Origin of the sequence: Variovorax sp. (assembly GCF_965279555.1) — a bacterium.
In the GTDB taxonomy this organism is placed as follows: Bacteria; Pseudomonadota; Gammaproteobacteria; order Burkholderiales; family Burkholderiaceae_C; genus Variovorax.
Window position 1 is genome coordinate 173,346 of sequence record NZ_OZ257247.1, and the last position, 26,945, is coordinate 200,290.

Below are 26,945 nucleotides of genomic sequence, written 5' to 3' on the forward strand. Positions count from 1 at the left end.
ATGCCAGACGCTCCTGCTCCCGGCGCTTCCGCTTCCCCTTCCGTTCCCGCTGCCGTTCCTGCCCATTTCCAGACCTTCCTGGCCTTCGACTACGGCCTGAAGCGCACCGGCGTGGCCAGCGGCAACCGGCTGCTGGGCACCGCCACCCCGCAAGCGACCATCAAGGCCGAGGGTGCCGACGCCCGCTTCGCACAGGTCGAGGCGCGCATCAAGGAATGGCAGCCCGACGCACTGGTGGTCGGCGTTCCTTATCACCCCGACGGCGCCCCGCACGAGAACACGCGCCGCGCGCAGAAGTTCGCGCGGCAGCTGCGGGGCCGTTTCAATCTCCAGGTGTTCGAGGTCGACGAGCGCTACAGCACCACGGAGGCCCTGTCGTCAGGCGCCCGCGATGCCGATGCCGCCTCCGCCTGCATCATCCTGGAGCAATTCCTGAGGAGTCTCACGTGAGTTCAATTCCCGATGCCGAAGCGCTTTACAAGACGCTGCTTGCCGGCGTAAAGACGCTGATGCGCCCTGAAACCAGGCTGGTCGGCATCACCTCCGGCGGCGCCTGGCTGGTCGAGCGGCTGCAGAAAGACCTGGGCCTGCCCGGCGCGCCCGGCGTCATCTCGTCGGCCATGCACCGCGACGACTTTGCGCGGCGCGGCCTCTCGGCCAGCGCGCAGACGGCGCTGCCCTTCGACGTGAACGGCACCGACGTGCTGCTGCTCGACGACGTGCTCTACACCGGCCGCACCATCCGCGCGGTGCTCAACGAGCTGTTCGACTTCGGCCGCCCGGCCTGCGTGCGGCTCGCGGTGCTGGTCGATCGCGGCGGGCGCGAGCTGCCGGTGGCCGCGGACTTCGCCGCCACCACGCTCACGCTGCCTGCAACTCAACTGCTGGCACTCGCGCGAGCCGACGACGGCGCCTTCAGCCTGAAGGTAGAGGAGAACCGCTGATGCTCTACAAGCGAAACCCCCAGCTCAACAAGCACGGCGAGCTGATCCACCTGCTGTCGATCGAGGGCCTGCCCAAGGACATCGTCACGCACATCCTCGACACGGCCGCCAACTTCACGAGCGTGAGCGACCGCGAGGTGAAGAAGGTGCCGCTGCTGCGCGGCAAGAGCGTGTTCAACCTGTTCTTCGAGAACAGCACGCGCACGCGCACCACCTTCGAGATCGCGGCCAAGCGCCTCTCCGCCGACGTCATCAACCTCGACATCGCGCGCTCCTCGGCCACCAAGGGCGAGTCGCTGCTCGACACCATCGCCAACCTGAGCGCGATGGCGGCCGACCTGTTCGTGGTGCGCCACAGCGAGTCGGGCGCGCCGTACCTGATCGCGCAGCATGTGGCGCCGCACGTGCACGTGGTGAACGCCGGCGACGGCCGCCATGCGCACCCGACGCAGGGGCTGCTCGACATGTACACGATCCGCCACTACAAGAAAGACTTCTCGAACCTCACGGTCGCGATCGTTGGCGACGTGCTTCATTCGCGCGTGGCGCGCTCCGACATCCATGCGCTCACCACGCTGGGCTGCGCCGAGGTGCGCGTTGTCGGCCCCAAGACACTGGTGCCCGCCGACATGGCCGGCATGGGCGTGCGCGTGTTCCACACGCTCGAAGAGGGCATCAGGGACTGCGATGTCGTCATCATGCTGCGCCTGCAGAACGAGCGCATGAGCGGCGCGCTGCTGCCGTCGTCGCAGGAGTTCTTCAAGACCTTCGGCCTCACGCCGGAGAAGCTGCAACTGGCCAAGCCCGACGCCATCGTGATGCACCCGGGGCCGATCAACCGGGGCGTGGAGATCGACTCCGCCGTGGTCGACGGCAAGCAGAGCGTGATCCTTCCGCAGGTCACCTTCGGCATCGCCGTTCGTATGGCGGTAATGAGCATCGTCGCAGGTAACGAAGCATAGACATGTCGCTCGCCCCCAGTCTTCGCGCACTTCGTGTCGCTTCGCCAACCCCCTGCCGGGGGCAACACCAGCGGCCCGGCAAAGCCGGTTCCACGGTGTTTCCCGAAAAGGCCATGACTGTCACCGGAAGTACAGACGCATGAACATCCACATCACCAACGGCCGCGTCGTCGACCCCGCATCGCGCACCGACAAAAAAGCCGACATCGCCATCGCCGACGGAAAGATCGCCGGCATCGGCGCCAGCATTCCCGCCGGCTTCAAGGCCGAGCGCACCATCGACGCCACCGGCTGCATCGTCGCGCCCGGCCTGGTCGATCTGGCCGCACGCCTGCGCGAGCCCGGCTACGAGCACGAAGGCATGCTCGAAAGCGAAATGGCCGCGGCCATTGCCGGCGGCGTGACCAGCCTCGTGTGCCCTCCCGACACCGACCCGGTGCTCGACGAGCCCGGCCTGGTCGAGATGCTCAAGTTTCGCGCCGAGAAGCTGCAAGGTGCCCGCCTGTTCCCGCTGGGCGCGCTCACGCGCAACCTTGCCGGCGGCGTCCTGACCGAGATGGCCGAACTCACCGAGGCCGGCTGCATCGGCTTCGGCCAGGCCGACGTGCCGCTGACCGACACGCAGGTGCTGCAGCGCGCGCTGTCGTACGCCAGCACCTTCGGCTACACCGTGTGGCTGCGCCCGCAGGACCGCGACCTGGGCAAGGGCGTCGCCGCCAGCGGCCCGCTGGCCACGCGGCTGGGCCTGGCCGGCGTGCCGGTGTCGGCCGAGACCATCGCCATCTTCACCATCGTCGAGCTGATGAAGGCCACCGGCGCCCGGGTGCACCTTTGCCGCATTTCCAGCGCGCGCGGCGTGGCGCTGGTGCGCGACGCCAAGGCGCAGGGGCTGCCGCTGACCTGCGACGTCAGCATCAACTCGCTGCACCTGGCCGACACCGACATCGGCTACTTCGACAGCCGCGCCCGCCTGAACCCGCCGCTGCGCCAGCAAGGCGACCGCGATGCGCTCTCGGCCGCGCTGGCCGACGGCACCATCGACGCGCTGGTGTCCGACCACACGCCGGTCGAGGCCGACGCCAAGACGCTGCCGTTCGCCGAAGCCGAAGCGGGCGCCACCGGGCTCGAACTGCTGCTGCCGCTCGCGCTGCTGTGGAGCGTGCGCAGCGGTGCCGGCATTGCGCGCGCCATCGAGGTCGTGACCTCGGCACCCGCCCGCCTGCTGGCCTCAGCCGACGCGGACACCGGCATCGGCCGCATCGTGGAAGGCGGCGTGGCCGACCTGTGCATCGTCGACCCGGCACTCGAATGGCAGGTGCGGCCCGACGCGCTCAAGAGCCAGGGCAAGCACACGCCGTTCGCCGGCTATCCGATGCAGGGCCGCGCGCGCCATACGCTGGTGGCGGGCCGCGTAGTCCACGGCTAGAAATGAAGCTCACCCCCAGTCTTCGCGCACTTCGTGTCGCTACGCCAACCCCCTTGCAGGGGGCAACACCGGCGGCCCGGCAAAGCCGGCTCCGCGGTGTTCCGCGATCACGCATTGAAAGCTGAGAGGACGCACGCCCTATGCTTCATTCTCTGAAGGCCTGCTCGCGTCTGCTGCACGCGGTGGGGCACGCGGTGGTGGGTTGGTGGACCATTCGCCACAAGTTCCCCAGCCTTCCGCAGGAAGAGCGCAATGCGCGCGTGCAGGCGTGGTCCAGACGCATGCTGCAGATCATGGGCATCACGCTCAAGGTGCAGGGCACGCCGCCGGCGCAAGGGCCGGTGCTGCTCATCTGCAATCACCTGTCGTGGCTCGACATCACCTGCCTGCACGCGGCGCGCCATGTGCGCTTCGTGTCGAAGTCGGACGTCAAGAGCTGGCCGCTGATCGGCACGCTTTCCACCGGCTCCGGCACGCTCTACATCGAGCGTGAGCGCCGCCGCGACGCGCTGCGCGTGGTGCATCACATGACCGAGGCGCTGCGCCAGGGCGACCTGATCGGCGTGTTTCCCGAAGGCACCACCAGCGACGGGCGCGGGCTGCTGCCGTTCCATGCCAACCTGCTGCAGGCGGCCATTTCTTCGGGTGCGCCGGTGCTGCCCGCCGCGCTGCGCTTTGCCGATGCCGCCACCGGCGAGACCAGCCAGGCGCCGCGCTACATCGGCGACGACAACCTGCTCGCCTCGCTGTGGAACACGCTGCGCGCGCCGCCACTGCTGGCCATCGTGCGCTACGGCGAGCCGCAGGAGTCGCACGGCCGCGACCGGCGCGAATGGGCGCTGTCGCTGCATGAAGACGTGCAGCAGCTGCGCCGCGAAACCCACTGACCCGCTCACCGGGCGCGGCCCAAAAAAAACGCTCCCGAAGGAGCGCTTAACGACGCGGATGCGCCGTGAGGAGGAACCGTCTCTCGAGCAACCGGGGGATGTTTCCTGTGAGGGTCAGAGAATGCCGAAGATCTTCAGGCCGATGATCACGATCAGGGGCACGCCGCAAAGCCAGAGGATGATGCTTTTCATAGTTCAGGTCTCCAAAGCCAACTAAGTAAGACTCAAGATTCGCCGCAGCGGCGGCCGGCGCATGCGGGAGAAAGCTAGTCAAGCGCGTGGGCGAGTGCCTACAACTGTCCCGATTCGCTCTGCGGTGGCGCGCCGGATTTCCTCTTGGGCCTGAAGGCGCCGGGCTGCTGGTCGGTCCAGCGCCTGAAGGCCTGGCGGAAGTTGGAGCCGTCGCTGAACCCCAGCCGGGCTGCGATTTCTTCCTGCGTCAGGTCGGTGTCGCGAAGGTAGGCAATGGCCTGGTCCATCAGCACGTTGGAGCGCAGCCCGCGAAAGGACGTGCCGGCCTCCTTGAGCCTGCGCCGCAAAGTGCGGGGATTCATCTCCAGTTCGCCGGCGATGTCCTCGATGTCTGGCGCGGGCCTTTCCGCATGCTGCGCCGCAAGCAATTCGCGCACGCGCGCTTCGATGCTGCCTCGGGCGGAGAGCTTCTTCAGCAGCAATTCGCAGCCGGCGCGCACCATCGCCATGCTCAGCGCATTGGCGTGCGGAAGCTTGCGCTCGAGCAGGGCCGGATCGAAATGGAAGCTGTCGACCTGCTGGCCGAAGCTCACGGGAATGCCGAAGAAGCGCTCGTACAGGTGCGCATGCGCGGGCGCGGCATAGCGCAGCGAAACCTCGAGCGGCTTGAAGTCCGGACCGAAGGCGGCTTCGGACAGCCGGTAGCCCATGCAGATGGCGAATTCCATGGACAACTGGTATTCGGTACTGCGCGGATCCGAGACCAGCAGCGGCGTGTAGGTCCACCAAGCCTTTCCGTCCGCCTCATGGATATCGAACGCGACCATGGGGCCCAGCACCCACTGATACTTGACCACGAACTCGGCCAGCTCCCGGTAGGTTCGGGCACTGGTCATGCCCAGGCCCCAGACACCCAGCGAGGCCAGGCTGACACGTCGGCCCGCCTCGAACGCTGCTTCCGGCCCGGGCGACAGCGCCACCGCATTGCGAAGAATCGTCTGCATCTGCGCATAGGAAACCTTCTTCGAATGCGACAGCAACTCGCTTTCGTCGAGGCCCGTGCCGCACAACAGCGCGGATGCCGACGCGCCGCTTTGCGTCAGCGCCATGACGCAGGCGGCAGTGCCGTGCATGGGGTAGCAGCGATCTTCAGGCGGGGCAATCAGATTGCGACGGCTTCCGAACCTCATATGTGCATGAACGGTTTCGCTGGTGTGGATCGGGAGCTCGCATTGTCGCTGCCAATTGCAACGAATTGGCACCAAAAGTTGAGCTTTGGTCGTTAACAGGGGGTTAACTTCAACCAGCTTCTTAGGTCGGCACGAAGCCCAGCCTGCGCGAGATCTCCAATGCACAAGCCTTCAGCGGCACGGCCACGCGGCCGTTCCAGTCGCGGTCGAAGGTGGCTTCCGGGCCCATGGCCGTGATGCCCAGCACCAGGTTGTTGGTGGAGTCGAACACCGGCGCGCAGAAGGCGTCGATGCCCGGAATCGGCTGGCCCAGCGTGCGCGACATGCCGTGCAGGCGGGTTTCGACCAGCAGCGCCTCGATCTGCGAGTGCGACAGCTCGGTGGTGGAGCCGCGGCCGTCCGCCGGGCGGGTGCGCGCCAGGTCCTCGAGCATCATCTTCTCGACTACCTTGGGCGGCAGGTAGGCCGCGAACAGACGCCCCGTGGCCGTGTAGGCGAGTGACATGACGGTGCCGGTGCGCAGGTTCACGTGCAGCGGGTGGATGGGCTCCTCGAGCCGCACGACGGTCGGGCCGAAGTTGCCCCACACGGCCACCGCGATGCTCTGTTCGGTCTCCGAGGCCAGCGCCTCGATGAGCGGCGACGCCTCCTTGATCGGGTCGAGCCGCTGCAGCTTGGCCAGCCCCAGCTGCAGGGCCAGCGGCCCCAGTTCGTAGCGGCCCGCGCCGTCCTGAACGACGAAGCCGACCTTCAGAAAACTGACGAGGTAGGGGTGCGCCTTGCCCACGGGCACGCCCGCGGCCTTGCCCAGGTCGCGCAGCGCCATAGGCGCAACGTGCCGACCCAGCGCCACGAGCAACTGCGTTCCGATTTCGACTGACTGAATGCCACGTCTTGGCTTTTCCATGGGGCGCCCGGCGTGGGGAATGAGGGTGGGGGCGAGTATATCCATCAGGGTTTCTACTGATATTGTCACAGTCAATCGATGATGACTGATCATCTGATAGTAACTAAACGACTTGACCATATCAATCTCGCTACCTAAACTCCGCCGCAACTTAAGTCGTACACAAACAGGCGAAACAGGCAGAGATGGAACAGAACACTTTTGAATGCGACGTCCTCGTCGTCGGCAGCGGCGCTTCGGGCATGTCCACCGCCATCACGGCGGCTTCGCAGGGGCTGAAGGTGCTGGTGGTCGACAAGGAGCCGCGCTTCGGCGGCACCACCGCGCGTTCGGGCGGCTGGCTGTGGATTCCGGGCACGCGCCTGGCCACGGAGCAGGGCATCCACGAGCCCGAGGGCGCCGCGCTCGCCTACATGAAGCACGAGACCACCACGCACTTCGATGCGGCGCGCGTCGGTGCCTTCCTGGACATGGGCCCCAAGGCCATCGACTTCTTCACGCGCAACACCTGCGTGCAGTTCGACATGCCGCCCGTGTTCCCCGACTACCACGCCGAAGCACCCGGCGGCCAGCAGGGCGGCCGCTCGATGGTCACGCGTCCGTTCGACGGCCGTGAACTCGGCAAGCGCGTCAAGCTGCTGGCGCCGCCGCTGCCCGAGCTGACCGTGTTCGGGATGATGTTGGGCTCGGGCCCCGAGATCAAACACTTCATGCGGGCCTTCAAGTCGCCCACCTCGTTCTGGTACGTCACCAAGCGCCTGACCCGGCACTTCCTGGACGTGCTGGGCCACGGCCGCGGCATGACGCTGACCAACGGCAACGCGCTGGCCGGCCGCCTCGCCAAGGCCGCGATGGACCTGGACATTCCCGTGTGGCTGTCGTCGCCGGTGAAGAAGCTGGTGGTCGAGTACGACGGCGTCTCCGGTGCGGTGGTGCAGCACGAAGGCAAGAGCGTGCGCATCGTCGCGAAGCGCGGCGTGGTGCTGGCCTGCGGCGGCTTCCCATACGACGTGGAGCGCCGCAAGCAGCTGTTCCCGCACGCGCCGACCGGCAAGGAGCACTACTCGCCATCGCCTTCCACCAACACCGGCGACGGCCTGCGCCTGGCCGAAGCCGTGGGCGGCCGCGTCGACGGCACCATTCCGCACGCCGCCGCGTGGGTGCCGGCCTCGGTCACCACCCGCCCCGACGGCACCAAGGGCGTGATGCCGCACTTCATCGACCGCGCCAAGCCCGGCGTGATCGCGGTCACGCCCAAGGGCAGGCGCTTTGCCAACGAAGGCAACTCGTACCACGACTTCGTGCAGGCGATGGTCAAGGCCTGCGAAAGCGACGGCGAGCCCGAAGTCACGGCCTGGCTGCTGTGCGACCACAAGGCGCTGCGCAACTACGGCCTGGGCTGCGTCGCTCCCGCGCCGCTGCCCATCGGCCGCCACCTGAAGAGCGGCTACCTCAAGCGCGGCGCCACCGTCGGCGAACTGGCCAGGGAAATCGGCATTGCGCCGGCCACGCTCGAAGCCACCGTGCAGGAGTTCAACAAGGGGGCGCGCACCGGCGACGACCCTGCCTTCGGCAAGGGCAGCAAGGCCTACAACCGCTACCAGGGCGATGCCAACGTCACGCCCAACCCTTGCGTCGCGCCGCTGGAGAACGGCCCGTACTACGCCATCAGGCTGGTGGTCGGCGACATCGGCACCTTCGCGGGTCTCGTCACCGACGAGAAGACCCGCGTGCTCGACGCCAACCGCCAGCCGATCAAGGGCCTGTACGCCGTCGGCAACGACGCGGCCAGCGTGATGGGCGGCAACTACCCCGGCGCGGGCATCACGCTCGGCCCGGCGCTGACCTTCGGCTACGTGGCGGGCCTGCAGCTCGCGCAGGCCGAGGCCGCGGCAACGGCGCAACTGAAGGTCGAGCAGCGCGAAGCCGTGCCGGTGAGCCGCAAGGCCTGAGCTCTGCGCCAGCCGACGCATCCGCATTCCGTACATACATACATAGAAAGAAGGAGACACCGATGGCCTTTCCCTCCAACGTCGCGCCGCGCCTGCTCGAAGGCCGCCTCGCCCTCGTCACCGGCGCCGGCCAGGGCAACGGCCGCGCGCTTGTCCTCGGCCTGGCGCAGGCCGGCGCGCGCGTGGTCGTGACCGACATGAACGAAGCCACCGTGCGCGAGACCGCGCAGCTGGTGCGCGGCGAAGGCGGCGAAGCCTGGTCCTTCGTGCTCGACGTGACCGTGCCCGAGGCCTGCCATGCGCTCGCCGAGCGCGTGGGCAAGGACATCGGCAACGTCGACCTGCTGGTGAACAACGCCGGCATCATCATCCGCGAGACCACCGCGAGCCCGAACGCCGCCGCCAACTGGAAGAAGACCATCGACGTGAATGTGCACGGCACCTTCAACACCACGCTGGCCTTCATTCCGGTGCTCAAGCAGACGAAGGGCTCGATCATCAACATCGCCTCCATCGCAGCCTATGCGGGGCAGGGCGCGAGCCTGGGCTACTCGCCCTCCAAGGGCGCCATCAAGATGCTGACGCAGTCGCTCGCGCAGGAGCTGGCGCCTGCCGGCGTGCGCGTCAACGCGCTCGCGCCCGGCGTCATCGAAACGCCCATGACCGCCGCCACGCGCGACAACCCGGGCCGCCTCGAATCGTTCATGACGCGCATCCCCATGGGCCGCGTCGGCCAGACCGAAGACCTCGTCGGCCCGGTGATCTTCCTGGCCAGCGACATGTCGCGCTACGTCACCGGCATCGTGCTGCCGGTGGACGGCGGCTTCCTCGCCGTCTGAGCCGCTTGCGCTTTCCCATCGCTTCCCCGTCCGTCAATCCATCAGGAGACAAAAAATGAAAACCCTTCGTCTGTACAAGACCCTGCTCGCCACGGCCGCGTTCGCTGCCTTCACCGCCGGCGCCTCGGCGCAAGACATCAAGCTGGGCTACAACGGCGACCTGTCGGCATCGCCCTCGGCGCAGAGCGGCCAGGCCGCGGTGCTGGGCATGGAAGCGGCCATTGCCGACATCAACGCCGCCGGCGGCGTGCTGGGCAAGAAGCTGGCGCTGGTCACGCGAGACGACGTGTCGGCGCCGCCCAAGTCGATCCAGAACATGAGCGACCTGATCGACAACGAGAAGGTGGTCGCCGTGTTCGGCCCCACCAACTCGGGTAACGCGATGGCGTGGAAGCACATTGCCAACCAGAAGAAGATTCCCGTGCTGGGCAACGTGGGTTCGGGCACCGACATCACCAAGCCCATGAGCCCCGGCGCCGACAACTACATGTTCCGCGTGTCGATGGTCGACCGCGAGCAGGTGGCCGCGCTCATGGCCTACGTGAAGAAGAACACAGCCGGCTCCAAGGTGGTGGGCCTCATGGCCGAGACCACCGGCTACGGCCAGGGCGGCCTGAAGGACATGGAAGAAATCGCCAAGCTGCAGGACATCAAGATCGCGGCCACCGAGCGCTTCGGTGTCGGCGACACCGACATGACCTCGCAGCTGAGCAAGATGAAGGCCGCCAACGTCGACACCGTGGTGGTGTGGGCGCAGGGCACGCCCATCGCGCAGCTGGTGCGCAGCATGGAGAAGATCAACTACTTCCCGCTGACGCTCACCTCCTGGGCCGCCGACAACATCACCTTCTACGACGCGGCGGGCAAGGCGCTGGCCGAGAAGCCGATCTTCATGCGCACCGTGAGCGAGACGCGCACGCCCGCGCAGCAGAAGCTGTTCGACCGCATCGGCAGCAAGCTGAAGGCGCCGGGCTCGTTCTCTTTCGCGCTGCACGGCTATGACTCGATGCAACTGCTGGCCCAGGCCATGAAGCAGGCCAACAGCACCGACGGCGCCGCCGTGCGTGCCGCGCTCGAAGACCTGAAGACGCCGGTGCAGGGCGTGCTCAAGACCTACGACAAGCCCTTCAGCAAGACCAACCACGAAGCCCTGACCGCCAAGGACCTGGTCTGGATCCGCTGGAAGGACGGCAAGCTGCTGCCCTACAGCGACGCGCTGATCGACGGCCTGAAGCCGGCCGACTTCAAGCAGTAAGCAAAGCAAGAAGCAAGAAGAGACACAGACCATGGTTGTAGCGCTCCTGCAGGCGCTCATCAGCGGGCTCGCCGTCGGCGGTGCCTATGCGCTGGTGGCGCTCGGATTCAGCATCACGTTCACGACGACCAAGACGCTGAACTTCTCGCACGGCGAGTTCGTCTCGGCCGGCGCGTTCATCGGCATGAGCGCTCTGTTCCTGGTGCTGGGCAAGCCTTTCGACTCCACCACCTTCGGCGACGCCATCCCCGGCGCGGGCGCGCAGCTGTTCGCGCTGGTGGCCGCGCTCGGCGTGATGGGGCTGCTGGGCTGGCTGCTCTATGTGCTGGGCGTGCGCCCGTTCGCGGGCCGCCCCGGCATGGCCTGGGTGATGAGCACCCTGGGCTTCGGCGTGATCCTGCAGAGCGTGGGCCTGGCCATCTGGGGGCCCAAGCCCGTGGTGGTGCCCGCGCCGGTGGGCGACACCGTGATCCGCATGTTCGGCGTGGGCGTGCGCCCGCAGGAACTGCTGACGCTGGGCGTTGCCGTGGTCGTGATGCTCGGCTTCGACCGCGTCATGAACCGCACCATGGTCGGCAAGGCCATGCGCGCGGTGGCGCAGAACGGCAACGTGGCCAGCCTGATGGGCATCAACACCAACGCGATGATGATCGGCGCCTTCGTCGTCAGTTCGGCGCTGGCGGGGTTGTCGGGCTTCCTGCTCGCGCCCATCGCGCAGGCATCGCTGTTCATGGGGCTGACCGTGGGGCTCAAGGGTTTCTCGGGCGCGATGATCGGCGGGCTGAGCAATCCGCGCGGCTGCGTGATCGGCGGCTTTTTGCTCGGCGTGCTCGAGTCGATGGTCAACCTGTGGCAGGCGCAGTGGCGCGAGGTGGCGGTGTTCGCGCTCGTCATCCTGGTGCTGGCCTTCCGGCCCACGGGCCTGTTCGGCCGCTCGACGGTGGAGAAGGTATGAAGCGCCTCGCCCACCCCGCCGGCGTGGTCGCGTTCGCGGCCGTGCTGATCGGCATCGTGTCGATGTCCGGCAACGACTACTACCTGCGCATCGCCTTCATGATGTGCGTCTATTACCTGTGCGCCGCCGGCATGAACGTGCTGGTCGGCTACGCGGGACAGAAATCGCTCGGCCAGGCCGGGCTGTTCGCGGCCGGCGCCTACGGCGTGGCGCTGCTGACTTCGCGCACCGACATGGATCCGTGGCTCGCGCTCGCGCTGGCCGCCGTCATCTCTGGCCTGTGCGGCGTGCTCATCGCGTTGCCTTCGCTGCGCGTGAAGGGGCCGTACCTGGCCATGGTCACGCTGGCCTTCGGCATCGTGGTCGAGAAGCTCGTGGGCGAATGGACCGACGTGTTCGGCGGCGCGCAGGGCATCTACGGCATCCGGCCGCTCACCTGGAAGGGCGCGCCGCTGGACACCACGCAGTGGGTCATCCTCGGCATCGTGCTGTGCGCCGCGCTGCACCTGCTGCTGCGCAACCTGTTGGGCGGGCGCTTCGGCCGCGCGCTGCTGTCGCTGCAGGCGGACGAGATCGCCTCGTCTTCCGTGGGCGTGCGCGTGTACCGCGCCAAGGTCATGGCCTTCGTGGTCGCAGCCGTCACCTGCGGCATCGCGGGCGCGCTGGTGGCGCAGCAGAACCAGTACATCAACTCCGACTTCATCACCTTCCACCTCTCGATCTTCATCCTGCTGCTGGTGCTGTTCGGCGGCGCGGGCTCGATGTACGGCCCGCTGGTGGGCGCGGTGCTGCTCACGCTGACCGACGCGCTGCTGGCGCGCTGGCCCTCGGCGCAGCACTTCCTGTACGGCTTTTTGCTGCTGTTCGCGCTGTATGTCATGCCGGGCGGCGTGGTGGGCCTGTTCAACAAGTGGTTCATGAAGTCGCGCCATCGCGGCGAAGGCACCGGCGGCAACGGCATACCGGGGCAGATCGGCCCCGGCGGCGAAGGCGAGCTGCTGGTGGTGCAGGGCGTGACCAAGTCTTATGGCGGCGTGAAGCCCGCGCAGGACGTGTCGTTCCGCCTGCAGCGCGGCCACATCCATGCGCTGATCGGGCCGAACGGCGCGGGCAAGAGCACCATGATCAACATGCTCACCGGCGTGATCGAACCCGACGCGGGCGTGATCCGCTTCCTGGGCCAGAACATCGTGGGCCAGCCGGCGCACACCATCTGCTGCCTGGGCATGGGCCGCACCTTCCAGAACCTGCGTCTGTTCGCAGACCTGTCGGTGCTCGACAACGTCATGCTGGGCCGCCATAGCCGCATGAGCAATGGCTTTCTGTCGTCGCTGCTGGCGTGGCCCACCGCCGGCAAGCAGGAGCGCGCCACGCGCGAACGCGCCCTGCAGCTGCTCGACCTGGTGGACCTGGGCCACTTGGCGCACTGGCCCGCCGGCAGCCTGCCCTACGGCCTGCAGCGCCGCGTGGAACTGGCGCGCGCGCTGGCCACCGAGCCGCAACTGCTGCTGCTCGACGAGCCCGCCGCCGGCCTGAACCCGCAGGAGACGGCCGAGCTCGGCGAACTGCTGCTGCGCATCGGCAAGTGCGGCGTGTCGATCCTGATGGTGGAGCACCACATGGACCTGGTGATGTCGATTTCGGACCACGTGATCGTGCTCGACTACGGCATCAAGATCGCCGAGGGCAAGCCCGCCGAGGTGCAGGCCAACCCGCGCGTGGTCGAGGCCTACCTGGGCGTCGACGACGAGGAAGAAGAGGCACTGGCCACGGCCATGCCAGCCTGAGCAGAAAGACCGAAACCATCATGCTGAAAATCGAATCGGTGAAGGTCTCGTACGGCGCCATCGAGGCCGTCAAGGGCGTGAGCCTGGAAGTGCGCGCGGGCGAGGTCGTCACCATCATCGGCGCCAACGGCGCCGGCAAGAGCACGCTGCTCAAGAGCATCGTCGGGCTGGAGCCCGTGGCCGCGGGCCGCGTGCTGATCGACGGCAACGACTGCACGCACGTGCCCTCGCACAAGCGCGTGGGCCTGGGCGTGGCGCTGTCGCCCGAAGGCCGGGGCGTGTTTCCCGACCAGACGGTGCGCGAGAACCTGATGCTCGGCGCCTACTCGCGCCGCAACGACAAGGCTTTCGTGGAGGGCGCCATCGAACGCGAGTTCGCGCGCTTCCCGCGCCTGAAGGAGCGCCAGCACCAGCCCTCGGGCACGCTGTCGGGCGGCGAGCAGCAGATGCTGGCCATTGCCCGCGCGCTCATGAGCGAGCCGCGCCTGCTGCTGCTGGACGAACCCTCGCTGGGGCTCGCGCCGCTCATCATCAAGGACATCTTCGACGCCATCCGCCAGCTGCGCAGCTCGGGTCTCACCATCCTGCTGGTGGAACAGATGGCCAAGCAGGCGCTGGGCGTGGCCGACCGCGCCTACGTGCTCGAAACCGGCTGCATCACGCTCGAAGGCTCCGGCCGCGAGCTGCTCGACAACCCCAAGGTGAAGTCCGCGTACCTCGGCTCGCACTGACTCCACCGCTCACTTCAAAGGACATCCAATGACCGCCACCACCAAGAAATTCGCCAGCCAGGCCGACCTTGAAGAAAAGAAGGTCTCGTTCACCCGCCTCTCGGAGAACGCCTACGCCTACACCGCCGAAGGCGACCCGAACACCGGCATCTTCATCGGCGACGAAGCCGTGATGGTGGTCGACACCCAGGCCACGCCGGCAATGGCGCAGGACGTGATCCGCCGCATCCGCGAAGTCACGCCGCTGCCCATCAAGTACGTGCTGCTGAGCCACTACCACGCGGTGCGCGTGCTGGGCGCGTCGGCCTACTTCAAGGAAGGCGCCGAGCAGATCATTGCCAGCCGCGACACCTACGACCTGATCGTCGAGCGCGGCGAGCAGGACAAGGCCAGCGAGATCGGCCGCTTCCCGCGCCTGTTCCGCAATGTCGAATCGGTGCCGCCGGGCCTCACCTGGCCCACGATGACCTTCGACGGCACCATGAGCGTGTGGCTGGGCAAGAAGCTCGAAGTGAAGATCGCGCAAGTGGGCCGCGGCCACACCAAGGGCGACACCATCGCCTACCTCGAAGACCAGAAGATCTGCTTTGCCGGCGACCTCGTCGAATACCAGAGCACCGCCTATGCCGGCGACTGCTACTTCCGCGACTGGCCCACCACGCTCGACCGCCTCGCGGGCTTCGGCTTCGAGAAGCTGGTGCCCGGCCGCGGCGCCGCGCTGGAAAACGCGAGCGACGTGCGCAAGGCCATCGCCTCCACGCGCGCCTTCATCTCCGACGTGTACACGCTGGTCAACAGCGGCGTGGCCGCGGGCAAGACGCTGAACGTGATCTACAAGGAAACCGTGGCCGCGCTGCGCCCCACCTACGGCCACTGGGTGATCTTCGACCACTGCATGCCTTTCGACGTGACCCGCGCGTACGACGAAGCCACCGGCCACGTCCACCCGCGCATCTGGACCGCGAAGCGCGACATCGAGATGTGGAACGAACTGGAAGGTTGACCACCCCCAGCCTCGCCCACTTCGTGTGGCTCGGATACCCCCTCGCGGGAGCGCACCCTGCGGCCCGGCAGAGCCGGTTCCGCGGGCGCTCCCGAAAGGCCCACGCTTCGCGGGGCGCGCACTGCTCCTTGAGCATCTGAAATGAAACAGTCCACACCGCCACCTGGCGCGACACCCGCCGCCGTGCAGGGCTGGATGCTCCTGGCCATGGTGCTGTGGGGCGTGAACGTGTCCGCCGTGAAGGCGCTGACCACGTCGTTCGAGTCGCTGCCGCTGGCCGCGCTGCGCATGGTGGTGGCTTGCGTGGCGCTGTCGGCCATCGTGGTGTGGCGCCGGGGCGGCGTGCCCGCGCTCGGCGCGCGTCAGCTCGCGGCCATGACGGGCTGCGCGTTCCTCATGGTCTATGCCAACCAGATCCTGTTCGCACAGGGCCTGCTGCGCTCCACGGCCACCAACGGCGCGCTCATCATGGCGCTGAGCCCGCTGGTGTCGGCGCTGATGGCCGCGCTGGTGTTTCGCGAACGCTTCACGCCCCGGCGCATGGCGGGCGTGGCGCTGGGCTTCGCGGGCGTGGCGGCCGTGGTGCTGAGCCACCCCGGCGCGGGGCTGTCGCGCGCCGGCATCGGCGACCTGATGCTGGCGCTGGCCGTGGTGAGCTTCGCGGTCGGCGGCGTGGGCGTGCAGCGGCTCGCGCGGCAGATCGACCCGCTGTCGATCAGCTGGGTCATCTACATGATCGGCACCGCGATGCTGGTGGTGCACACCCTGCTCGGGCCTTCGCGGCTGGGCACGGCCGAGCTGTTTCCCGGCGCATGGCCGTGGGCGCTGGTGCTGTTCTCCGGCATTGCCGCCACAGCGGCGGGCAACCTCATCTGGAACCGTGCGATCTCCGTCATCGGCGTGGCGCGCACGGCCGTCTTTCTTTACTGGGTGCCGGTGTTCGGCGTCGCGTTCGCGGCGCTGCTGCTGGGCGAAGCGTTGACGTGGTGGCACCTGCTCGGCTTTGCCGCCGTGATGAGCGGCACCTGGCTAGGCACGCGGCCCGCCACCACCGTGCCCCAAGCGGCGCATTGATTCCTGCCCTCCAATGTCCGACTCTCTCCCCCTGCTGTTCCAGCCCCTGCAACTGCGCGGCCTCACGCTGGCCAACCGTGTCGTGATCTCGCCCATGTGCCAGCACGCCGCCGACCGTGGCCATGCCATGCCGTGGCACATGGTGCACCTGGGCAAGTTCGCGCTCGGCGGTGCGGGGCTGATCCTTACCGAAAGCACCGCGGTCGATCCGCGCGGGCGCATCGGCACGGCCGACCTCGGGCTGTGGAATGACAGCCAGATCGCGCCGCTGAAGGCCGTGGTCGACTTCGTGCACGCGCAGGGCAGTGCCATCGGCGTGCAGCTTGCGCATGCGGGGCGCAAGGCCGGCAGCGAGCCGCTGTGGGAAGGCGGCGCGGCGCTAAGCGACTCACGCATGGCAGCCGATGAGGAACCCTGGGAGCGCCTGGGGCCCAGCGCGCTCGCGGCAGGGCCGGGCTGGTCGGCGCCACGCGCGCTGGACGCCAACGGCATTGCCTCGGTCGTGAAGCATTTCGTCGATGCGACGGTGCGCGCGGACAAGGCGGGCTTCGACGTGGTCGAACTTCACTTCGGGCACGGCTACCTCGTGGCGAGTTTTCTGTCGCCCAACGCCAACCACCGTGGCGACGCGCTCGGCGGCAGCCGCGACAACCGCATGTGGCTCGCGCTGGAAATCGCGCAGCGCGTGCGTGCCGCATGGCCTGCGCACAAGCCGCTGTTCTGCCGCCTGTCGGCGGTCGACGGTACGCTCGACGGCTGGAGCCTGGACGACTCGGTGGTGCTCGCGCGCGAACTCAAGCGCTGCGGCGTCGACGTGATCGACTGCTCATCGGGCGGGCTCACGGAAGAGACGCGCGCGCTGCCGGTGCCGCGCGGTCTGGGCTTCCAGGTGCCGTTCTCGGCACGCATCCGGCGCGAGGCGCAGGTGTCCACGCAGGCCGTCGGCATGATCGTCGACGCGCAGCAGGCCGAGGCCGTGCTCGCCGCCGGCGACGCCGACCTGATCGCGCTCGGCCGCGAGGCGCTGTTCGACCCCTATTGGCCGCACCACGCGGCCGCCGCGCTCGGCGCGGACCCCGGCTATGAGCGCTGGCCGGTGCGCCACGGCGTGTGGCTGGCCAAGCGCGCCCCGGGGCTTGCGCGTGCGCGGGCCGAAGCGGAAGCGGCATCCAACGACAAGGAGACAAGCACGCAATGACCGAGCCGACCAGCACCGCTGCAACCGCCACCACCAACCTGCGCATGGGCCTGATCCGCAAGAAGCCCGCGTGGACCGACGAAGCCTTCCGCACCCACTGGCGCGACAGGCACGGCCCGCTGGTGGCGCAGTTGCCCACGCTGCGCGGCTACCGGCAGAACCTGGTGGTCGACCGGCTGCAGCGCGGCATCGATTTCGCGCGCGGGCCGTGGGACTTCGACGGCTTCTCGCAACTGCGCTTCGACGAGGCCGCGCAGGCGTCGCAAGCCTTCGGCCACGGTGAGCTGGCCGCGGCCATCCGCGCGGACGAAGAGCACTTTCTGGGCGGCCTGCACATCGTGAGCGTCGCGCAGACCGAAGTCATCGCGCTGCCGCCCGAGCCCCATGGCCTGCTCAAGCGCATCTCGCTGCTGCGCCGGCCGGCCGCGCAATCCGAAGAAGACTTCTGTCGCGAATGGCGCGTGCATGCCGACCATGTGCGCCGCATGCCGGGCGTGAGCGGCTACCGCCAGAACGTGGTGACCGCGCGCGAGTTCGTGAAGGGCACGCCCTGCGGCTACCCGGAACTGCCCATCGACGGCATCGTCGAGCTGTGGTTCGAGAACACCGAAACCCTGAACGCCGCCTTCGCGTCGCCGCAAGGGCAAGTGACGATGGCGCATGCGCTCACCTTCCTGGCGGAGATCACGGCCTTCGTGGTGGAAGAGCACCGCGTGGTGTGAGGCCCCGGGGGGCCATCCCTGGCGCACTGCGCTCAGAAGTTCTTCAGGGTGTCGAGCTGCAGTTGCGTCAGGCCGCGCTGGTAGAGCACGTCGGTGCGGAAGTTCGCGGCAATCGCTGCGGCCTGCGTGTCCACATCGGTGGCGCGGGCCGCGGTGCTCGTGGCGCCGATCCAGGTGTTCGTGCCCGTCAGGATCAGAAAGTTGGCCAGCGTGACCGTGCCGCCGGCCGGCACCGTGATGTTGAAGTCCACCGTCACCGTATTCCTGCCGTCCTGTGTGTTGAGCATCGAGGCGGAGGTGTAGTCGACGCCGTCCGCCGTGCCGAAGACGATGCCTGCGTCGCGGCCCAGGCCGTTGCCGTCCCACACCGACAGCGCCTTCTGCGGCGCGCCTGCCGGCGGGTAGATCACGCCGGCGCCGTAGGAGCCGAGGAAGCTGGCATAAGTCACCTTCGCCGTGATGGACGACGCCGTGGGATTGTGGAAGGTGTCGGTCATGCGCCCCCACGACTGGTTGGGTTGCGCGTAGAAAGTGCGCTGTACTTCGAGCCCACGCAGTGTCCTGATGCCCGAGCGGATGTTCTGCACGCCCCGCGTCTGCGACACGGTCCAGCCGGACAGGCCGGCGCTGAAGTCGCCGTTGACGACGAACTCGCGGGGCGGACGTGCGTTGTCACTCACCGACACCATCTCGATGGACGTGCCTTGGCCACGGTTGCATTGTTCGAACGACAGCACGACCACCTGGCCGGCGAATTCCGTGAGCCGGACGTACCCCCACGAGCCTGACTGGACGCCGGCTTCGGTCTTGAAGATCGTCTTGAGCATCCCGCCGCTGGTGTCGCGCACCACCACCTGCATGAAGGCCGGCTCCGAAACGCCATCGCCGCTGCCAACGAAGTTGCCGCGCTCCACGCCCCATATGCCGCTCCAGCTGAAGTCCACTCGGCCAACGGCCTGCCGCAGGTCCAAGGTCTGCTGCAGCCGTGCATCGGGCACCGCATGCAGGAACGCAGCGACACCGTTCGATTGGAACTGCGGGTCGGTCGTGGTCGAGACGACCTTCATGCCGTCTGCCTCCGTCATCTCGGGGCCCAGCGCTGTCAGCTCGCTGAACTTCTGGTCGTTGTCGAAGCCCTCCGACCTGCTGCCCACTTTCACATTCAATGCCAGCGCACCCGCGAACTGGCTGTTCCAGCCATCCCCGATGCAGAAGTCGGGCCGCAGGTCCCAGAAGTTCGCCTGGCCGGGGCCGACACCGGCATCGCTGTCTTTGTTGGCGATGCTTTGCGTGAGGATGGTCGCTGCAGGCAGCAAGGTCGGCGTTGCAAGCTCGGGGCCGGCCGGCGGTGCCGGTGGGTTGGGTGCGGGCGGTACCGGCGGTTGCGGCGGTTGCGGCGCGGGCGGCAGTGGCGCGGAAGGCTCGCCCGGGGCGGGTGCGGGTGCGGGCGGCGCACCGACCGGTGGAAAGACGAAACCACCGGCGCCTCCGCTGCCACCGCCACCGCATCCGCTCAACACCGCGATACCCACTGCGGTGAGCGCAAACCTTCTCCGATCCATGATCGATCTCCTCGTTGCTTCTTCTGAAGACAGTTCCAAAGCGGCGCGCCGATTGCGGCCGCGAGGCGCCGATTGAAACGGCTTCGCTGTCTTCAGACCATCGCGGGAACGGGGGAGGGCATGGTGCATTCGCCGCACCGAATAACCCATTCATGGGATTGACGCTGCCGGCGCCGTCGCGACACTGGACCCGCCAAAAAAACAATCCGTGGACATGCCCCCGCCCGCATGGCGCCAGGCAGTTCCAGAGCACCCGCGTACCCTTGACCTCACATCCCATTTCCGTCGACCTGAAGGGCGGCTGGTCCTGCTCGTTCCACTTCAAGCAAGGCGTGAGCGGCGGCTATGCCGGCGTGGCCGAGATCGCGCTGGACGGCCTGCGGCATGGCGAGGTCGTGATCATGGCCCAGCCTTCGCTCGACGCCGCGGTGGCGCGCATGAAGCTGCGGGCCAGCCAGTTCGTCAGCGTGCGGTCGGTGGACGGGACGCACAAGCCGTGGCGGGAGCGGACGGAAGCGCAAAAGTAATATCCGGCCTCGACAACACTGGAGCATCAGGCATGGGACGGATCTTCTTCATCGGCATCGTCATGGCCGCCGCCGCGTGCGCGGCATCCGCCCAGACGCGCAAGCCGTTTCCACCCGGCGTGGTGGGCGTGATGCGCATCGACGCCGGCACCGAATACGTGTTTCTCGACCGGCCCACCACCGTGGGCGGCGCATGCAAGGGGTGGAAGGCGGTGTCGATCCAGGCGCCGGGCCCGGCCGGCTCGGGCATCACCAACCTCATGTGCTGGAAGGAATCCAACGGGCAGCTGCTGACCGCGACCGAAGCCAAGGTCACGCCGCAAATTGCCTCGATGGACCTGATTCGCTGAGGCGGCCGCTCAAGCCGGCAGCAGGCGGTCTTTGGGCGTTGCCGACAGCCGCGCCTTGCGAGCCGAAGAAGAAGCATCCGCCCGCGCCGGCAGCCACTGCGCATCTTGCTGCGCGGCCTCGCCGTCGCCCGGCAGCACGAACTGGCTGATCAACGCTTCGAGGCTGCGTGCCTGGTCGCGCAGGCCTTGCGACGCGGCGGCCGACTCTTCCACCAGCGCCGAGTTCTGCTGCGTCATGCGGTCCAGCCGAGAGACCGCTGTGTTGATCTGGCCGATGTCTCGCGTCTGCGCGTGCGTGGCCTCGGTGATGTCGTTCACCGTGCCCGCCACCTGCTGGATCGACGCCATGATGCGGCTCATCGTCTGGCCCGCGTTGTCGGCCAGCTGCGTGCCGGCCTCGATGCGCTGCACCGAGTTCTCGATCAGCCCCTTGATCTCGCGCGCCGCCGCCGCAGAGCGCGTGGCCAGCTGCCGCACCTCGGCCGCCACCACCGCGAAGCCCCGGCCCGAATCGCCGGCGCGCGCGGCTTCCACCGCCGCGTTGAGCGCGAGGATGTTCGTCTGAAAGGCGATGCCGTCGATCACGCCGATGATGTCCGCCATCTTGTGCGACGCGCGGTGAATGTCCTGCATCGTGCCGACCACCTGCGACACCACCTCGCCGCCTTGCGCCGCCACCGTGGCCGCGGCGCCCGCCATCTGCTCGGCCCTGCCCGCTGCCTCGCTCGACTGCGCCACGTTGCGCATCACCAGTTCCAGCGCGGCGGCCGTCTGCTGCAGGCTCGACGCGGCTTCTTCCGTGCGCGATGAGAGTTCCGAATTGCCCTGCGCCATGTCGCCGGCCGCCACGCGCACGTTCTGCACCGACTCGCGCACCCGCTCGACCAGTTCGCGCAGCGCGCCCTGCATCGCGCCCAGCGCCAGCAGCATCTGCCCGGCCTCGTCGCGTGCGTGGCCCTCGATGTCTTGCCGCAGGTCGAGGCTGGCCACGCGCTGGGCCGTTTCTCCGGCCGCGCGGATCGGCCTGCTGATGCTGCGCACCAGCCACTGCGCCAGCACAGCGCCCACCAGCAGCGCCGCCGCGCAGAACACCACCAGCGCCAGCCGCGCCGAAGCGCTCAGGCCGTCGATGCGGGTGTCGGCTGCGTCCATTGCATCGCGCTGCGCCTGCGCGAGCCTGGACACCGCCGCCAGCAGCGCGGCCGAGCCCGGCTGGAAGCGCTGCGAATAGACATTGCGGATGCGCTCCGTCAGGCCCGAATCGCGCGCCGCGATCAGCTCTTTCACGGTCGCCTTGAAGCCGGTGCCCGCGGTTTCTATCTGCGCGAGCAGCGCACGGTCGGGTTCGGACTTCAGGCGCTGGCCGACCTGCTGCATCAGCTCGTTGTATTGCTTCTCCGTCGCCTGGATGTCGGCGGCCAGGATCTCGCCGACCTCGGGCTCGGAGCTCAGCGCCATCGCCTTGTAGCGCTCGGCGTTGATCGCCTGCAGGCGATAGGCGTCGACCACCAGGCGTTCGGACACGCCGTTCTGCTGGATGGCTTCATGCGTGGCACCAGTCACCTTGGCCAGCGACCAGATGCCGATGCCCGAGCCCGCAAGGGTCAGCAGCAGCACGACGCTGAAAGTGGCCAGCAGCCGACGGCCGAGGATGTTGAGGGAGCGGGGAGGGCGTGGGTCGGTGGCGGAAGTCACGGGGGCTGCGATGAAGAAGGCTGGGAACGTTCCCGCGCCCGATTGGAGCGGCGCCGTGTTACCGGGATTTAACAGTTGGGGCGGCAGGGCTTTGCGGCCTTGTTTTCTTCGTCTTTTCTTCAGCGTGCGAGGAACACGCCGATGGCCACGATCCATGTCGCGCCCAGCGCTATTGCCAGCCACGCAGACCATTGCATCAGCAGCTCTTTCCAGCGCGGCTGATCGTGCGGGCATGGGTCGAGCAACGTAAGCAAGGCCTGGCCGCCGCCCATCGTCGGCAGCGCAAGCAGGTTCAGCGCGGCGAACTTCGCTGCGAGCATGCCGAGCAACGATGCGAAACCGAGCGACCCCACATGCGTCGCGCCGCCGAGCAGGCGCTGCGCGGTGGAGAGCGGCGAGAGAGCGCCCGTGACGATCTGCGGAAAGCCGTTGACGAGGCTGCTCCATGCCGCGTCGGGCCGCAACGCGAAGGCCACGGCAATGAGCGCCGCAATGCCCGACAGCGGCAGCATTACGCGCACTGCGCGCGGCTGGGTGTCGAAGGCGTCGTCGGCCCAATCGGGCGCGGCATTGTCCGGCTTGGTGTCGGTGAGCGTGTTCTTGAGCACGACAGCGCCGCCGAACGGCAACGCGCGCAGGCGGAAGATGCCCATGGACAGCAGAGTCGGGCCAAAGCCCAGCGACACCTCGCGAACCGCAATGCCGAGCACGCGCGCGAGGACGGCCATCACGGTGATGTGAAGGGCGGCCAGCAGGGCGATGGCGGCGATGAACTGCAGGGCGAGGGACATGGCGGAAAGAAGGCAGGGAACACGAGCGGGTGCTTGCGGTGCGGGCGATGTTAGCTTTGGGGATAGTCATCGCTCATGGGCCGCTGCCGCCCATTGCGCCATCGAGAAAGTTCTGCATGAGAGCCTGTCTGTTGCTCGTGTTCGGCGCATGGGCTTTGAGCTTCAACGCCGTGGCCGCGAACTACCCTTGCTCGGGAGGCAAGGGCGGTGTGTCGCATTGCTCGGGTGAATTGTTCGTCTGCAATGACGGCTCGATCAGCGGGTCGAAGAAGGTCTGCACGGGGCCACAGGGCGGCGGGGGCGCGGTGCGCAACTTGTTGGCACCGCAGCCGCCCGCCGGCACTGGCGATTGCTCTTGCAGATCGGGGCGCATATGCACCGGGCCGCGCGGTGGGCAGTACTGCCTGAGCGACAGCGGGGCGAAGAGCTACGTGCGGCGGTGAGCGATCGGCCTGTGCTGCCTACCGCTCTCGCGGGATGCAGACCTGAATCAGGTTCATCACATCTCTCGCCAATTCCGAGGCAAGCCAGAACACGTTGCCGCGATGTTCGGGGCCTGCGTCTTCCTGCTGCGGCGGGCCGTTGCCGTGGCAGTAGCAGAGCAGCGAATAGAGCTGCGTGCTCTTTTCCTCCAGGAGCGTCACTGCGTCGGGCGGGGCGTCGGCGTGAGCTAGGGGCGTGGAGGGGCGGGCTATATTCCGGGTAGCCATTTGGGGTGCTGCCTTTCGAAAGTTGGGCACTTCGCTTGGTCAGACGGCTGGGGTGTTGACGCATCCCGGCCGTCGCCTTTTGAGACCTCGCATTTGCATCGATGCGGCTATGCGCCGATGACCCGCTGCGAGGCGGTGCGGTTCATTCGTTCAGGTGCTTGAAGGGGATGCGCTCCTTGCCCACTTGGTGGGGTGTTGGGGGACGAGGGCGTTTACTTTAGAGAGGAACGGGGCTGTTCAGGCGATGGGAAATGCCCAGTAGTTCTCGGATCGGATGGGAAAGTGACTCGGGGAGATGTCACGTCACTAAGGGCTGACCTTTGTTGGCCCTCACCAGAAGGCAAGAGGAGTGCCGAGGCCCGTGATTGGCAAAGATCTGCGCTTGCTGTCGGCGCGCTCAGGCTTGCCCGCGAATGATCGCAAGCCGGTTCGGCGGCGCATCTGGAGCCAGGAAATCTGGAATCGTGTGCGGCGTTCGGCGCGGCCGAGTAAGAAACTCCACCTGCCATTCCGCCACTCGCCTCGTCTTCACGTGTCGGTACTTGCCGGGAGAGGGCTCGTCGATGTACTCCTCTTGCACGATCAGTGCGAGCGGCTTTTCCGTACCGACAGTGGCCTCGGTGAATGCTTGAGCTTCCGCGAACGATGCAAATGAATAGTAGTAGTCACTTCCATCCTCGAGATCCTCCGCGCCGCGCTCGGGATGACACCACACGCGGTACTCCAGCACGGCGTCCCAGACGTAGCCACCGCCGGACATCGCAAAAGCAGGGTATGAACCAACCAGTGTTGGGTCGAGGACGTCGGGGTAGGAAGGTGTCATTGGCTTTGATCGTGAAGGTCACGGCTGCTCTGGGGCTTCCACAGTATGGCGTTCGCCCGTCTAGGTCGATTTCAATTCCCTTACCCCGCGTTCTTCCAGTTGAATCTCGCGCTGCGAGGGGTTAGGCCGCGAGAGGAAGGGGGTCTAGCTGTAGGGTTTCCGGAACCTTGAGCATGGGTGACATGACAAGCAGTTCAACGCCTACTTTTTTCACCTGTGCCGTGTAGTTCAGTGCCTTACGTGTACCGGGCAACCCGCCATAGAGTTGCCGAATTGCGGGCACGTCGTCGTAGGTCAGCATCCACGGTTTTGTGATGCCACGTACAGCCTTGGCCAGTGACGCATGGTCGGCGGCGGTGTAGAAGCTTGTATAGAGTTCGGGCCCCTTGTCGAAGTATGGCGGATCAATGTTGACCAAGCTATGGTCGGGCAGCTTACGCACCACGTTTCCGATATATAGCCTAGCGTCTTGGCATGTGAGGCGAATCTGATCACGGTAGATAGCGAGTCTCCGCACCTTCCGTATCAGGTCGGCTCTATTGAACCTGCAGTCCAGCAGGTAGTTGCCACTTTGATCCAAGCCGCCGATTACGCCCCCTTTCAGAATGCCAGAGCGATTGGTGCGATTGAGGAATAGTGTCGAGAAGCCAAGGGCCAGTTTCGAAACCCTCGCCTTGTGCTGTATCGCCCGTTGGCGGTGCCATTCTTCAATCGTTACCGGCGTGGTTTGGATCAGCTCGCAAAGATCGTCGGTTGCAGTTAGAACAGAGTCCCAAAAGTTAAAGATGGCCGGATCGATGTCATTGATCCATGCCTCAGAGATCGCACCTGCGACGAGCAAACGGCATGCGATCCCAGCGCCTCCAGCAAACGGTTCGCAATATATGCACTGCGCTAGTTCGTTGACACCCATGATGTCTTGCACAAGCGGTGTCATCTGAGTCTTGCCGCCTGGGTAGCGTAGCGGCGTATCTGTTACAGGCATAAAGCGGGGATGCTAAAAAAGGAGATTGATCGTGGAGTCACGTCATGTGGCTCAGCAGGTATTCCAGCGCGGGCTGGAGGGTCTCCCAGTTGCTTCGATTGTCTGCTCCGGAGGGAATTGAACCACCGTGAGTACCGTTGCTGAGCATGTCGTAGGAGTAGACGGACTTCTTGTCCGCTGTCTTCGTCAAAACCGTCGCGATGCCCTTGCTCGGCGGATCATTGGAGGCTTTTGCGTGAGTAATAACCCGCTGGGCGACATCCGAAAACTCACCTTGAGCGCCAACACCATGTTGCTTCGCATAGCGATACACAATTCTCTCGAGAATGACTCGAATCAGATAGTTGCAACTGAAGCGGTACTGATCGGGGTCAAGCTCTTTGCCTTCAGTCACAAGTCGCAAAAGGATGGGGTCACGAACGGGCACTACAAAGCTACTGAATATCAGATGTTTACGCTTTCCTGGATGTTGCAAACTACGTGGCCGGGTTACCAACTTTGTCGCAGGCTGGGTGGCCGGCTGTCGAGCAGGATCGTAGGGAGTTAAATCGCGCGTTTTGGGAGAGAGCCCTTGATTTCTTAAGCTTTCGGCATAGGTTTTTCGTTCTGCTGCAGACGAGCGGGAGTGAACCTCGGCTTTGACGCCGGGCGAGCCGGGCTCTTTCGCATCCTTGAGAAACTGGCGTAAGGCTGCGTCAAACTCTTCCGGCGGGGCATTGGTCAAGCAATCTTCGGTGTTGAGAAGTGCCAGTGCCGTTCGCACGTTTGGCAGGTATCGAGTCACCGTCGTAATCGAAATCAGGGCACGTTCTTCAGCACTTATTAGCTCTCGAGTGACCGCATAGGTCAAAAGAGCTTCGGCTTGGCGATTTGGATTCTTTGGGCGTGTAGTGCCAGTCTCGCCTTCACGGTTGAAACGGGCCTTTTGTGTGGGTCCCCACGTCAATGTACCCAGACCATTCTGAGGCCCTTCGTGCTTGACGGACATCCAGACTCGTGCCTTGGGCTGTTCATGGAAGAGGACGGCTTGAATTTGGTCCGGAATGGGGCGGCCGGTTGAGGCCAATCGCTGGAACGTCTTCCGAACTGCCAAGGTTGGCGAGCGTTCGGGGTCGCGGAGAAGTTGCATTGCACACAGCCGGCGGTTGCCCTCGCGAATAACGTAGTGGCCCGGCAACTTCGAGTGTTCAATGATGCCAAGCCTATCAAGCGGATTCTGGCCGTGCTCCGCTAGGTGGGTTGCCAAGATCGCGGTCTCGGACTCGGCACCAAAGAGAGCTCGAATCTTCTCTTCATCGTTTTCTGGCTCCCCTCTTGGGTTCACCGGATCAAAGTGAAGTTTGTTGAATTGAACTAGAACATCTTCGTGCTCGACTTGATGCACCCGCTTCTTTGTCGCCATCGGCTCCGCTCCTCGATATGTCCGTTGTTTTGCCACCCGCAAATGTGGGTGACTAATTGTCACACGCTGGAGCAGA

General features: G+C 66.4%; 26 protein-coding genes. 17 read left to right on the top strand and 9 right to left on the bottom strand.

Annotation, left to right across the window (positions count from 1 at the left end; all coding sequences use genetic code 11):
* The 5 genes from ruvX to ACQY8B_RS00860 all read left to right on the top strand — a co-directional run bounded on the left by ruvX (nt 1) and on the right by ACQY8B_RS00860 (nt 4,219).
* A complete protein-coding gene (gene ruvX / locus ACQY8B_RS00840) occupies nt 1-450 on the top strand; it encodes a Holliday junction resolvase RuvX (protein WP_422084968.1) in 450 nt (149 codons plus the stop codon).
* Complete coding sequence (pyrR, locus tag ACQY8B_RS00845) at nt 447-944, top strand: bifunctional pyr operon transcriptional regulator/uracil phosphoribosyltransferase PyrR (RefSeq protein ID WP_422084969.1); 498 nt, start codon at nt 447-449, stop codon at nt 942-944. Before ruvX ends, pyrR begins: the two co-directional genes overlap by 4 nt.
* On the top strand, nt 944-1,906 hold the full coding sequence (locus ACQY8B_RS00850; RefSeq protein WP_081268856.1) for an aspartate carbamoyltransferase catalytic subunit: 963 nt from the start codon (nt 944-946) through the stop codon (nt 1,904-1,906). The genes pyrR and ACQY8B_RS00850 overlap by 1 nt, the downstream gene beginning before the upstream one ends.
* A 139-nt stretch (nt 1,907-2,045) precedes the next feature.
* A complete protein-coding gene (locus tag ACQY8B_RS00855; protein ID WP_422084970.1) occupies nt 2,046-3,332 on the top strand; it encodes a dihydroorotase in 1,287 nt (428 codons plus the stop codon).
* 140 nt (nt 3,333-3,472) lie between these two features.
* Complete coding sequence (locus tag ACQY8B_RS00860; RefSeq protein WP_422084971.1) at nt 3,473-4,219, top strand: lysophospholipid acyltransferase family protein; 747 nt, start codon at nt 3,473-3,475, stop codon at nt 4,217-4,219.
* A 290-nt stretch (nt 4,220-4,509) separates the two neighbouring features.
* Here the strand turns inward: ACQY8B_RS00860 and ACQY8B_RS00865 are convergent, their stop codons facing one another.
* Nucleotides 4,510-5,544, bottom strand: a complete 1,035-nt coding sequence (locus ACQY8B_RS00865; RefSeq protein WP_422084972.1) for an AraC family transcriptional regulator — start codon at nt 5,542-5,544, stop codon at nt 4,510-4,512.
* A 178-nt stretch (nt 5,545-5,722) separates the two neighbouring features.
* Nucleotides 5,723-6,508, bottom strand: a complete 786-nt coding sequence (locus ACQY8B_RS00870; RefSeq protein WP_422084973.1) for an IclR family transcriptional regulator — start codon at nt 6,506-6,508, stop codon at nt 5,723-5,725.
* A gap of 185 nt (nt 6,509-6,693) precedes the next feature.
* Here ACQY8B_RS00870 and ACQY8B_RS00875 point away from each other — a divergent pair, with 185 nt between their 5' ends.
* From ACQY8B_RS00875 to ACQY8B_RS00920, 10 genes are all read left to right on the top strand, one after another.
* Nucleotides 6,694-8,460 carry an FAD-dependent oxidoreductase gene (locus tag ACQY8B_RS00875; RefSeq protein WP_422084974.1) on the top strand — a complete coding sequence of 589 codons (1,767 nt, stop codon included), beginning with the start codon at nt 6,694-6,696 and terminating at the stop codon, nt 8,458-8,460.
* 62 nt (nt 8,461-8,522) lie between these two features.
* A complete protein-coding gene (locus ACQY8B_RS00880) occupies nt 8,523-9,299 on the top strand; it encodes an SDR family NAD(P)-dependent oxidoreductase (protein WP_422084975.1) in 777 nt (258 codons plus the stop codon).
* Between the two features lie 55 nt (nt 9,300-9,354).
* Nucleotides 9,355-10,554 (top strand): ABC transporter substrate-binding protein, encoded by a 1,200-nt coding sequence (locus ACQY8B_RS00885; RefSeq protein ID WP_422084976.1) that lies wholly within the window; start codon nt 9,355-9,357, stop codon nt 10,552-10,554.
* Between the two features lie 31 nt (nt 10,555-10,585).
* Entirely contained in the window at nt 10,586-11,509 is a 924-nt protein-coding gene (locus ACQY8B_RS00890; RefSeq protein WP_198087395.1) for a branched-chain amino acid ABC transporter permease, read from the top strand.
* A complete protein-coding gene (locus tag ACQY8B_RS00895; protein ID WP_422084977.1) occupies nt 11,506-13,296 on the top strand; it encodes an ABC transporter permease subunit in 1,791 nt (596 codons plus the stop codon). Before ACQY8B_RS00890 ends, ACQY8B_RS00895 begins: the two co-directional genes overlap by 4 nt.
* A gap of 20 nt (nt 13,297-13,316) precedes the next feature.
* Nucleotides 13,317-14,027, top strand: coding sequence for an ABC transporter ATP-binding protein (locus ACQY8B_RS00900; RefSeq protein WP_422084978.1), 711 nt, complete (start codon nt 13,317-13,319; stop codon nt 14,025-14,027).
* Between the two features lie 28 nt (nt 14,028-14,055).
* Nucleotides 14,056-15,030: an MBL fold metallo-hydrolase gene (locus tag ACQY8B_RS00905; protein ID WP_422084979.1), complete on the top strand. Its 975-nt coding sequence runs from the start codon at nt 14,056-14,058 to the stop codon at nt 15,028-15,030.
* Between the two features lie 141 nt (nt 15,031-15,171).
* Nucleotides 15,172-16,104, top strand: a complete 933-nt coding sequence (locus ACQY8B_RS00910) for a DMT family transporter (protein WP_422084980.1) — start codon at nt 15,172-15,174, stop codon at nt 16,102-16,104.
* A gap of 13 nt (nt 16,105-16,117) precedes the next feature.
* Nucleotides 16,118-17,302 (top strand): NADH:flavin oxidoreductase/NADH oxidase, encoded by a 1,185-nt coding sequence (locus tag ACQY8B_RS00915; RefSeq protein WP_422084981.1) that lies wholly within the window; start codon nt 16,118-16,120, stop codon nt 17,300-17,302.
* Nucleotides 17,299-18,024, top strand: coding sequence for an EthD family reductase (locus ACQY8B_RS00920; protein WP_422084982.1), 726 nt, complete (start codon nt 17,299-17,301; stop codon nt 18,022-18,024). The genes ACQY8B_RS00915 and ACQY8B_RS00920 overlap by 4 nt, the downstream gene beginning before the upstream one ends.
* Nucleotides 18,025-18,056: 32 nt before the next feature.
* On the opposite strand, the gene ACQY8B_RS00925 is transcribed toward ACQY8B_RS00920, so the two are convergent.
* A complete protein-coding gene (locus ACQY8B_RS00925) occupies nt 18,057-19,586 on the bottom strand; it encodes a hypothetical protein (protein WP_422084983.1) in 1,530 nt (509 codons plus the stop codon).
* Between the two features lie 263 nt (nt 19,587-19,849).
* Here ACQY8B_RS00925 and ACQY8B_RS00930 point away from each other — a divergent pair, with 263 nt between their 5' ends.
* Nucleotides 19,850-20,113 carry a hypothetical protein gene (locus ACQY8B_RS00930; protein WP_422084984.1) on the top strand — a complete coding sequence of 88 codons (264 nt, stop codon included), beginning with the start codon at nt 19,850-19,852 and terminating at the stop codon, nt 20,111-20,113.
* 32 nt (nt 20,114-20,145) lie between these two features.
* Entirely contained in the window at nt 20,146-20,463 is a 318-nt protein-coding gene (locus tag ACQY8B_RS00935) for a hypothetical protein (protein WP_422084985.1), read from the top strand.
* A 9-nt stretch (nt 20,464-20,472) separates the two neighbouring features.
* On the opposite strand, the gene ACQY8B_RS00940 is transcribed toward ACQY8B_RS00935, so the two are convergent.
* The 6 genes from ACQY8B_RS00940 to ACQY8B_RS00965 form a co-directional block, all read right to left on the bottom strand.
* A complete protein-coding gene (locus ACQY8B_RS00940) occupies nt 20,473-22,158 on the bottom strand; it encodes a methyl-accepting chemotaxis protein (protein WP_422084986.1) in 1,686 nt (561 codons plus the stop codon).
* Between the two features lie 119 nt (nt 22,159-22,277).
* Nucleotides 22,278-22,949: a site-2 protease family protein gene (locus ACQY8B_RS00945; RefSeq protein ID WP_422084987.1), complete on the bottom strand. Its 672-nt coding sequence runs from the start codon at nt 22,947-22,949 to the stop codon at nt 22,278-22,280.
* Nucleotides 22,950-23,410: 461 nt separating this feature from the next.
* A complete protein-coding gene (locus tag ACQY8B_RS00950; RefSeq protein WP_422084988.1) occupies nt 23,411-23,593 on the bottom strand; it encodes a hypothetical protein in 183 nt (60 codons plus the stop codon).
* 463 nt (nt 23,594-24,056) lie between these two features.
* Nucleotides 24,057-24,482, bottom strand: coding sequence for a GCN5 family acetyltransferase (locus ACQY8B_RS00955; protein WP_422084989.1), 426 nt, complete (start codon nt 24,480-24,482; stop codon nt 24,057-24,059).
* A gap of 121 nt (nt 24,483-24,603) precedes the next feature.
* Nucleotides 24,604-25,419 carry a DNA adenine methylase gene (locus ACQY8B_RS00960; RefSeq protein WP_422084990.1) on the bottom strand — a complete coding sequence of 272 codons (816 nt, stop codon included), beginning with the start codon at nt 25,417-25,419 and terminating at the stop codon, nt 24,604-24,606.
* A gap of 85 nt (nt 25,420-25,504) precedes the next feature.
* Nucleotides 25,505-26,869: a hypothetical protein gene (locus ACQY8B_RS00965; protein ID WP_422084991.1), complete on the bottom strand. Its 1,365-nt coding sequence runs from the start codon at nt 26,867-26,869 to the stop codon at nt 25,505-25,507.
* Between the last annotated feature and the right edge of the window lie 76 nt (nt 26,870-26,945).